This is a genomic window from Bacteroides sp. 2_2_4 (genome assembly GCF_000157055.1).
GTDB classification, from domain to species: Bacteria; Bacteroidota; Bacteroidia; order Bacteroidales; family Bacteroidaceae; genus Bacteroides; species Bacteroides ovatus.
In genome coordinates this window covers 1-8,954 of the sequence record NZ_EQ973375.1, presented here as the reverse complement: position 1 = coordinate 8,954, position 8,954 = coordinate 1, and the positions used below count along the sequence as shown (strand labels likewise).

Annotated in this window: 9 protein-coding genes; 2 read left to right on the top strand and 7 right to left on the bottom strand. The window is 44.5% G+C overall.

The window, feature by feature from the left end; all coding sequences use genetic code 11:
- Positions 1-218: 218 nt before the first annotated feature.
- The gene (locus BSCG_RS01625; RefSeq protein ID WP_005868911.1) at positions 219-629 is read left to right on the top strand and encodes a PcfK-like family protein; all 411 of its coding nucleotides are present in this window, start codon (positions 219-221) and stop codon (positions 627-629) included.
- A 1-nt stretch (position 630) separates the two neighbouring features.
- The gene (locus BSCG_RS01630) at positions 631-1,878 is read left to right on the top strand and encodes a PcfJ domain-containing protein (RefSeq protein ID WP_008771435.1); all 1,248 of its coding nucleotides are present in this window, start codon (positions 631-633) and stop codon (positions 1,876-1,878) included.
- A gap of 99 nt (positions 1,879-1,977) precedes the next feature.
- Here the strand turns inward: BSCG_RS01630 and BSCG_RS01635 are convergent, their stop codons facing one another.
- The 7 genes from BSCG_RS01635 to BSCG_RS01665 all read right to left on the bottom strand — a co-directional run.
- Positions 1,978-2,463, bottom strand: a complete 486-nt coding sequence (locus tag BSCG_RS01635; RefSeq protein ID WP_008771434.1) for a hypothetical protein — start codon at positions 2,461-2,463, stop codon at positions 1,978-1,980.
- Positions 2,464-2,516: 53 nt separating this feature from the next.
- Positions 2,517-3,542, bottom strand: coding sequence for a toprim domain-containing protein (locus BSCG_RS01640; RefSeq protein WP_008771433.1), 1,026 nt, complete (start codon positions 3,540-3,542; stop codon positions 2,517-2,519).
- Between the two features lie 11 nt (positions 3,543-3,553).
- Positions 3,554-4,942 (bottom strand): ATP-binding protein, encoded by a 1,389-nt coding sequence (locus BSCG_RS01645; protein WP_008771432.1) that lies wholly within the window; start codon positions 4,940-4,942, stop codon positions 3,554-3,556.
- A gap of 107 nt (positions 4,943-5,049) precedes the next feature.
- On the bottom strand, positions 5,050-5,469 hold the full coding sequence (locus BSCG_RS01650) for a hypothetical protein (RefSeq protein WP_008771431.1): 420 nt from the start codon (positions 5,467-5,469) through the stop codon (positions 5,050-5,052).
- 22 nt (positions 5,470-5,491) lie between these two features.
- On the bottom strand, positions 5,492-7,438 hold the full coding sequence (locus tag BSCG_RS01655) for a type IV secretory system conjugative DNA transfer family protein (RefSeq protein WP_008771430.1): 1,947 nt from the start codon (positions 7,436-7,438) through the stop codon (positions 5,492-5,494).
- Positions 7,439-7,449: 11 nt separating this feature from the next.
- Complete coding sequence (locus tag BSCG_RS01660; RefSeq protein WP_008771429.1) at positions 7,450-7,833, bottom strand: single-stranded DNA-binding protein; 384 nt, start codon at positions 7,831-7,833, stop codon at positions 7,450-7,452.
- Positions 7,811-8,954 (bottom strand): ArdC family protein (locus BSCG_RS01665; protein ID WP_032849858.1); only part of this gene is annotated, 1,144 nt, incomplete at its 5' end. The genes BSCG_RS01665 and BSCG_RS01660, both read right to left, overlap by 23 nt.

Here is an 8,954-nt window from a genome sequence, read left to right as displayed (position 1 = left end):
GAAGTTTAACAAACTAATTAACAGAAGTATATGCAAATCATTCAATTTGTTTTTTCGGTCATCATCGCTCTTTGTGCAGTGGCTATGTTTGTCGGAGCGGTAATAACGCTAAGTCCGATAAAGGTTGTGTCGGTTACGTTGTTGGCTCTTATTTGCCTATTCTCCTTGTTTCTCGTGAAATTGGCTTATTGTGAAATGAAATCTAAAAATGATATACTATGAAAGTGTCAGAACAATTTAAAAGTACCATCAAGGCATACCTTGATAATATGGCAGCGGTGGATAGTCTGTTTGCTCCAGTCTATCAAAAACCTACAAAGAATATAGATAATTGCATTACCTATATTTTAAACCAAGTGAAGAAAAGCGGTTGCTGTGGTTTTAGTGATGATGAAATTTTTGGTATGGCGTTGCACTATTATCAGGAAGATAATATTGAGGTGGGTAGCCCATTGAAATGTAATGTAGTCGTAAATCATCATGTTGAATTGTCAGAGGAAGAAAAGAAAGCGGCTCGTGAGGCTGCTATCAAAAAATTGCAGGAGGAAGAATTGGCAAAGTTGAAGAAGCGTCAACAAGCCAAACGTGAGAACAACACCGAAGTACAAACCCAGTTAACTCTTTTTTGATATGAAACCCAAGACAAAATTACAAATGGAAATCGTGAATGGGAGCAGGAAGTTAGCTCCCGTTTCAGAGGCCCAAAAGCGTTATGCCTATAAACATTGCTTTGTGCATTATTTCAAGCGTGATGCAAAGGGGAATTGCTTTTGTTTGGATTGTGGGCATACATGGCGGGATAAGGAAGATAAGAAAAACTGTAAATGTCCTCATTGCGGTATGAATCTGAAATTGGAGAATAGCAGGAAAAGGACGGCTATATATAAAGAATATTTTTGTGTGATTACTACATACAAGCAATATCAAGTTATCCGTTTTTTTATGGTGGACTGCCGACTGAAAAAAGGGTCTCCGGCTAATTACTTTATAATTGAGGCGGTACAGTGTTGGATGAATAAAGAGGGCAAGACAGAAACGCTGTCTTTGCTGCGGGGCATGTCTATATTTTATTACGATGCATGGATATATGGAAGTTCTTTGGAATTGCGTAAGCGGAATGTGCATCATGACCGTATTTATGATATTTGTCCGGCAGTTATCTATCCGAGAATGAAAGTGATACCCGAACTTACGAGGAATGGATTTAAGGGTGTCTTTTATGATATTTGTCCGAGTTCCTTCTTTATGACATTATTAACTGATAATCGGATGGAGATATTATATAAGGCAGGGCAAATGAATTTGTTCTTGAGATTTTTAGAGAGAAAATACGGTATGGATAAGTATTGGACGTATGTAAAAATCTGTTTAAGACATGACTATGTGATACATGATGCGGACTTGTGGCTGGACTATGTGGATATGCTGATAGAAAATAAATTGGATGCGAGAAATCCTCATTATTTGTGTCCGTTGAATGTAGAAGAAGCGCATGATTGGGTGATGGGGAAATGTAAGAAGAAATATTCTGAAAAGGATGAAAAAGACTATATTGCTGCCAAATCACGTTTCTTTAATCTTTCGTTTGCGGATGGAAATATTATGGTTCGGGTATTGGAAAGCCTTTCGGACTTTTACAAAGAGGGAAAGTTGTTGCATCATTGTGTATTCAGCAACGCCTATTATAAGAGAGAAGATTCGTTGATAATGTCGGCAACGGTGGATGGAAGGCGCATGGAAACGGTGGAGTTTTCACTTAGCAGGATGGAGGTGTGCCAGTGTCGTGGAAAGTCTAACCAATTATCAGCCTATCATGACCGGATTCTGAATTTGGTACGGGATAATATACCATTGATAAGGGAAAGGATGGTAGTGTAATGAATAGCCCACACATCTAAATGTGTGGGAGTTCTTTTTTGGAATACGCCCAAAAAAGAACCCCAAAAAACGTTGTCGCTACACATCGTTACGCTCGGATTATTTGCTTGCCGGCTTTAGTTTGCCGATACATTTTTCCATGTCGGGAGACAATAGGAAAGAAGCCGTCTTTTTCTGCTGCACCCCTGAGTGTGGCTGGACGATGGCATACCTGCATTTTAATATCTTGCCGATAACTTCCGTACTGTCACGGTGCAGGTACATGGCTTTCATGGCATCCGTTGCTTTCAGGCTTTTTTCGGCTTCCATATAGGCGGAAAAGGACGGTTTGAATAAGGCACGGGGGCTTTCCGCTTTCTGTATGACAGCGGATAATTGTGCGCTTTTGTTGTTCAGGTAGCGCAGGCTGTCCGATACGGTGACGTCTTCTGTTTCCAACACTTCCAGTAGTTCGAACTTTAAATCCGTCCAGGTGCCGTGAGAATCTGTCTGAACCCATTCCGCAATGGCCTTCTCATAGCCGGGTTTGCTGCATGAGGAAAAGGTAATGAGCAGCATACAAAAAAATAAATGCTTGATATTCATATTGATCTGATTTTATAGGTTGTCGTATTATGTGATGGAGCAAATCTATGAGGTTACTGGCCGTCCTCCGTGGAGGAACAGATGCCACACGAGATTTTCAGATCATCGTTCCAATCCTTGTTTTCCGAAAGTTCGACGTTCTTCAGTTCCCGTACCTTGTTGCGGAGTTCATCGTTACTCAGGCTCTCGACATCAGTCGTATCGCCATGAAAGTAACGATGCAGCCATAGGGTGTACTTGTGCCCTTGTTTGTCGTTGTCAAAGATGCTCCGGAGCTCCTTTACCTGGTTCTTGTCAAGAATCAGGCGTAATAGCCTCATTTGTCCTTCCGTGAATGTCCCTTCCGTAGATACATATACAAGATTGAGGTCGCTCCCGGAATGGCGTAATTGATAGTGGGAGATACAGTCTATAAATGACTCCCCGATGTAGAGGATGTCTATCGGGCGGCTTTTGTCATGGTTGCTGGTTGCCAGACAGTCGAACTTGCCACCGATAATCCCTTTGAATGTTTCATTTCGTTGAGAAATGGCTTGCACACCGTTTTCATTGTACATCTTGATGCACACGTTGCGGTAAACACTCCCTTTGTTCTTTACCTCACGAATAAATAAAGTGTCTTTGAAGAACCGGCTTTCAATGCTTTCTTTCAGGATACCTCTTTTTTGGAGATAATTGCCCTTGTAGGGTTGTAGCTGGCTCAAGTAGAATTGAAGTTCGTCCGCTCTCATGCTTGTGTTACCTACTTCATATCGGCTTTTTTCGGGTGTCGTGATGCGGTTGGTGTTGATGTAGTTCTGAAGGATCTCCCCCACCTCGCGCAAGGTCGGCATTTTTCCGGTTGTTTCAAATAGATGTTCCTGCATCAGATCCATGATACTGCGGCCACGCACGCTGTCGCTATGCACGTCCCAATAAGTATATTGGTTCTGCGAGTTCCGCTTGATGACGATGGTATGCGTTCCGTTGCTCATTTTGGGACAGGAGTTGGAAGAGCCTTCCACGATTTTCCATCCCAGCTCCAGCAGGAAATCGGGCAGAGAAATGGTTGTTTTTATCTGATTGAAATCGACTTTCATACGATTGATGGTTAGATGGTTTCTATAATATCTTCTGGAAGAAAGTACCGGATTGATTCCTGATGTTCTGGTTCTTGCTTTAGAAAAAGGACGAGATGTACTTCTTGACCGTCTTTGATAAACGGAAGATGGGCAGCTTTTTCTGATAGAGTCCGGGCTAATCGTTGAGCATCTTCTTTGTTCGTCCATTTACATTCTCCAATGAGTATATGTTTCTTGTCGAATGATTCTGCAACAACATCCAATTCTATCATTGTCCCCTCTTTGTTGCCTTCAGGAAATATTTTTCCCCACCATCTGGAGGCGATATTATAGACAATACCGTCAATCTCGTTGCCACTTATATATTGTCGGCAAAGATGCTCCCAACAGTCACCTACATGTTGGGTAAATTGTGCGTTAATGAGGTGCATGACGGTATCGATACGCCTTAATTCCAAGATAGAACGGTGTGGAGCGATGAAACGATAATAGAACTGTAACATATTGTCATTGATGCGATAGATACCTTTTTTACTCTTTTTCTCACTTTCGCCGAAAGGTATCTCACGTCTTATATAACCTAATTCTCGTAGTTTACTCAGAGGCTCGGATATCTGAGTTGCTTCTTTTCCCGCTCTTGATGCAATTTCAGTTATGCGGTTGACCCCATTTCCGATGATGGAAAGGATGGTGGAGGTTTGTATTGTATCTCGTAAATCGTCCCGAAGAAGTCGTTGCGGTTCTTCGGCCAATATGCCTTTGGTATCTAAAGCCAATTCCCGTATGGCAGTGTCCATATCTGGATAATCTGCACGTAACTCCCAGTAACGAGGAATGCCACCCCAGATGGAATATTCTTCTACTGCGGCAATTGTGTTTACATTTAAAGCTTGGCCGATGTAGGACACAGGAATTGGAGGCAGTTTGATAATTTCATCTGCCAATCCGTATAGAGGCTCTCTTTTGTCCAATACATATCCTTGCATGAGTTGTTGCGATGATCCGCAAATAATCAGGTCATATTTGAGCGTCTTTCCATTAAGCAACTTCTGGATAACAGAAGGTAATGAAGCACAACTTTTAACCATATAAGGAAATTCGTCCAGACAAACGGTTATACGTTCAGATAGCCTGTCGTTTAGTTCCAATAGTAGTGTTTCCCAATCAGGATAAACGACCTTATCAAATCGAGGTATGCTGTAGGCGATAGCTTTGGCAAACAAGGCTCGTTGGTTGGCCTCATTCGTTTGGTCACTCAGAAAATATACATCCTTGTCTTGCATGATCTCTTTAATGAGCGTGGATTTACCGATACGTCTTCTGCCGTATATGACAAGAAACTGGGGTGTTGTTCTTAAAAGAGCATTGCGCAATCTCTTCAAAGAATCCTGTCTGTCTATAAATTGGTTGAACTTCATCTGTGTTAGTTTTATATTATAAGTGAGAAAGATTATCTTTCACAAAGATAATAAAATCCGTTCAAGTGTAAAAGAGAAAATACCTGATTTTTGAATATGGTTGCTTTTTATTTTATGGTACTGTAAACCAAATCAACAGTAGTGTCTATACCGGGAACGGCCTCTAACTGTTTACTCTGGTTGAACACGCTTTCACCGTCTTTCTTTATTTGCAGGGTGATGGTTGCGTTCTCTTTTGAATAGAGGATGCCTTGCACGGTAATTTGGCTGACCGGCTTTTCCGTACTGTATTCCACTTTATCGGTGAAGGTCTCATCTACGGAAAATGCGGAGGTGCCGGTGCGTTCGTTCCTGAATTTCACGCCGTCAAGATTATATATATGTACACTGCCTTTGGGTGAGGTGCCGGTTACGGCTACGGTGATGTGATACATACCGGCTTTGTCTGTTTCCGGTTGGATTTCCTCTCTGTTGCATGAAGCCGCCAATAAGCAGGCTGCCACTAATAATGAATGGATTTTTCTCATGGTAGGATTCTTTTGTTGAATGTTATCGGATGATTTTTTGTTCTGTCTTATGTGTCCCGGCTGCCGGAACTGCTGACTTTTCTTTTAATTTGTCCTCTATCTTTTTAAGGATAGCGTTGACATCTTCAATGATTTTAATGTAGTTCTGCTGGATAATCTCTTCCAGGATTTCCAGTTCCATCTCTTCTTTGCCGTTGCCTAGTCTGACCGGCAAGGAGAAACGGGGTATCTCCTTCTCTTCAAAACGGCACATATCCATCTGCACGTTGAAGAATGGCGGCTTGCCTCCGGCAATCTTGCCGATGAAGTGCCCGGCTGCTTGCCCGGCAATGTCCCTTGCCTTTAAGACCTTTTCTTTTTGCAGGCTTTCCGTTACGCTGCCGCTTCCACTTGTCTGGTGGGAATAGGATTCCTGTGCCTCTTTTTTCTCGCCAAGCAGGTTCTCAATGTCCTTGGCCGTCTTCTCGTTTCCGGTCATGCCGTAGGCTTGTGTTCCGCAAGAGGCTTTCAGGATGTTGGCACTCTTCTCTCCATAGTCCCTGACCGCTTGGTTGAAGTCCTGGACGGCAAGGATGGTGGCGACATTGTGTTTTCGGGCGGTACCGATGAAGGTGTCGATGCCTTGTAACAGGATGGTCGGAAATTCATCTACCATGAATACGCTGGTTGCTTTGCCGGGATTGTTCATCTGCGACATCAGTACGCTGCCGATGCAGGAAATGGCGGGAGATACGGCCTCCTTGATGGTGGGCGCATTGCCTACGCATAACAGCGTTGGGTGTTCCTTGTTGGTTATATCCAAAGAGAACTCTTCTTCGGGAAGTGGTGACAACACCCAGAAGATGTATTTGTTGTTCAGGAGTACCAGCGGAGTCTGTGCGGATGATACGGCTCCGGCTGTCTGCTGTTGTGCGCCCAACTTCCAGGCAGTCAGCATCGAGGACATGTTCAATGCGATTTCAGGATCTTCCGACAGCCAATGGAATACCAGGTTGCTGTCCGAAAGGGCAAGGGCTATCACATGGGGCAACGTACAGATGCCAAGCTCCCTCTCCTTGAAACATTTGTAGGCGATTGAATAGACGTAGTTAATGGCATTGTTGGCCCAAAAGTCTGTTTTTTCTTTCCAACTGGCTTCCAGATTTTTCATCAGCGTGATGATGATGTTACGGATGAATAGCGATTCGTTGCCCTTTGACATATATTTCGGAGAGAGTACGTTTACCCTGACCGTGCGTGACATATCCACGAAATTGATATAGGCGAAACGGGGTGTCTCCACTCCTTTAGCCCGGAAGTATTCAATGCTTCCGTAGGCGATACGTGAGAGGATGGGTGACTTGTCCTTGGTGGGATCACCCTCCCAGTCGTACACGAATCCGGCATAGTTGCGCTCGGCGCACTGGTAGATGATTCCCTTGATCCAGCTTTCCGATTTACCGCTTCCCGGACCGCCGTCAATATAGACATTCTGCTGCGGCTTATGGATGACCAACGGCCCGGAGGTGGTCTCAAAGCGGAAGTAGAAAGCTGATTCTTCCCGGCTTAACCCGAAAATGCTGTCATCGGATTGGGCATGGCGCCGGATGAAATAAGGCAGAGTCTTGATGACAAGCAGCGTGTACGCCACAAACACAGTAGGAAACACAAATAGGTTATACCACGCTGATAACCGGCTGAATCCGATAACCAGCATGGATGCCGAAACCAATGTCATACTGGTGTAAACCCATTTCTTGTTTTCGTCTTTCACCTTGCCTACCGGGAAGAGAAAAGCAAGACCGCCGATCAGGATGACGTAGAGAAACCGGAATAGGGCATCCTTTTCCATCAGCCTTTCCCACATGGCCGGATTACGTAGTGGAGCGTATAATCCCGTAACGATAGCCCACTGAAACAGTACGGCTGTCCCGATGAGCGTGGATAGCAGGATCAGGATGAATGACAGGTCTTTCTTTTCTCTTTCCATGGCCGTTGCAATTATTGGGGTTGTCCGGTTGCCGTTCCGTCACCGTTCTCTTTTTTCTCAGCCTTTCCCAGTAGCTCAATGCGTGAGACGGTCAGGCTGACGGATGGGATGTGGCTACCGTCATCCTTCTGGAATACATCGGCATACACATCGCCGCAGACATATACCTGTGTCCCTTTTTTCAGATACTCAAAGACCTTACTCTCGTAATTTACGAAGCAGCATACCCATAGGGTCTGTTCCTCGTTGTTCACGTTCTTGTACTTGGTGGATACATGGAAGTTGAATCCTTTTCCGTTCTTGTTCTGCCGGGCATCCGCACCGACATAACCGATAATTTGTCCTGTAAACATAATGATGGTTTTTAAAAGTTTATAATCCGAGCTGTGGCTCATTCGTATTTTTCATGGCCGGTTCCGCTTCCATGACAGGCAGCGAAATGCCGAAAGTGCCGTATAGTGTTTCAAGGTTGCTTGCCGTGGGATGGTTGGCGGCGAGGTTTTCCAATTGTCGGGATGAAGGAATAAAACCTTCATTCTTCATCTGCTCCAATACCGGACGGTTGTCTTGCAGGACGGCCAGCGTAAACCGTTCCTCCGGTGTGAGGTACTGTTCCATCCGTGAGGCGTGTTCCTGAATCATATTACTGGCTTTGCCTACATCGGCAAGGATGTTATAGATGAATTTGGGATCTTCTTTCAAGGCTCCCAGCCAGTTCTTTAGATACATGGCATTCTCTTCCCGGATATAGGTGGATATGCCCAGGCTTTGCCCGACGGTAGCGGAGGTGAGTTCGGCAACCAGTTCCTCTTTGGCATATTGCTTGTCTCCGAAAATTACGCCTTTTTCCCGGTTCAGATGCTCAGGCTCCCCAGTCGAGTGCGCCATCTCATGAAGTAGTGTGGAGTAGAAATTCTCTCCGTCCTTAAACTGCCCCTTCAGGGGTACGACGATATGGTTATCTTCTCCCCTTGCATGGTAAGCACTATTTCCTTCCTTGGAATAAATGGGGCAGATCCATTGCTGTTCCCGTACCATCGCATCAATCAGAGGCACGGTGAGCATCCCTTGCTCGTCCTTGATGGCCGGTATCTTGAATTGCTCCTTCAATGCTTCCCATTTCTCCGGTTTCGTTTCCTGAAGATTGGTCTGCTGTACGTTGAACACATTGTATGTCTTCAGAAACGGCGTGACCTTATATTCCTGCTGCTCGTTTTTATCCAGGTTCTTATATACGTCGAAAGGTATTTTCTTTCCGTTCTTGTCTCTTACTGAGAAATTCCAGTAAATGACCGGGAATGACTTTTCTCCTTTCAGTATGTTAAGGCCGCTGTCTTTGGCTTGCATGAAGGTCATATAGACCGGCAGGCTGTACTGCTCTTTTTCCGAAAGTAGAAACAACATGAAGGAATTTACTCCGTTGTAGGTTCTTCCCTCGATATTTTGCGGAAGTCCCCCACCCTTTATCCCGAACCAAGGCTTCTGCCAGTTGTCTTCCACCTGCTTTATCTTTTCG

Coding starts and splice junctions, on each gene's coding strand:
- BSCG_RS01625 (WP_005868911.1), top strand. CDS start 219: ATGAAAGTGTCAGAACAATTTAAAAGTACCATCAAGGCATACCTTGAT.
- BSCG_RS01630 (WP_008771435.1), top strand. CDS start 631: ATGAAACCCAAGACAAAATTACAAATGGAAATCGTGAATGGGAGCAGG.
- BSCG_RS01635 (WP_008771434.1), bottom strand. CDS start 2,463: ATGAATATCAAGCATTTATTTTTTTGTATGCTGCTCATTACCTTTTCC.
- BSCG_RS01640 (WP_008771433.1), bottom strand. CDS start 3,542: ATGAAAGTCGATTTCAATCAGATAAAAACAACCATTTCTCTGCCCGAT.
- BSCG_RS01645 (WP_008771432.1), bottom strand. CDS start 4,942: ATGAAGTTCAACCAATTTATAGACAGACAGGATTCTTTGAAGAGATTG.
- BSCG_RS01650 (WP_008771431.1), bottom strand. CDS start 5,469: ATGAGAAAAATCCATTCATTATTAGTGGCAGCCTGCTTATTGGCGGCT.
- BSCG_RS01655 (WP_008771430.1), bottom strand. CDS start 7,438: ATGGAAAGAGAAAAGAAAGACCTGTCATTCATCCTGATCCTGCTATCC.
- BSCG_RS01660 (WP_008771429.1), bottom strand. CDS start 7,833: ATGAGCCACAGCTCGGATTATAAACTTTTAAAAACCATCATTATGTTT.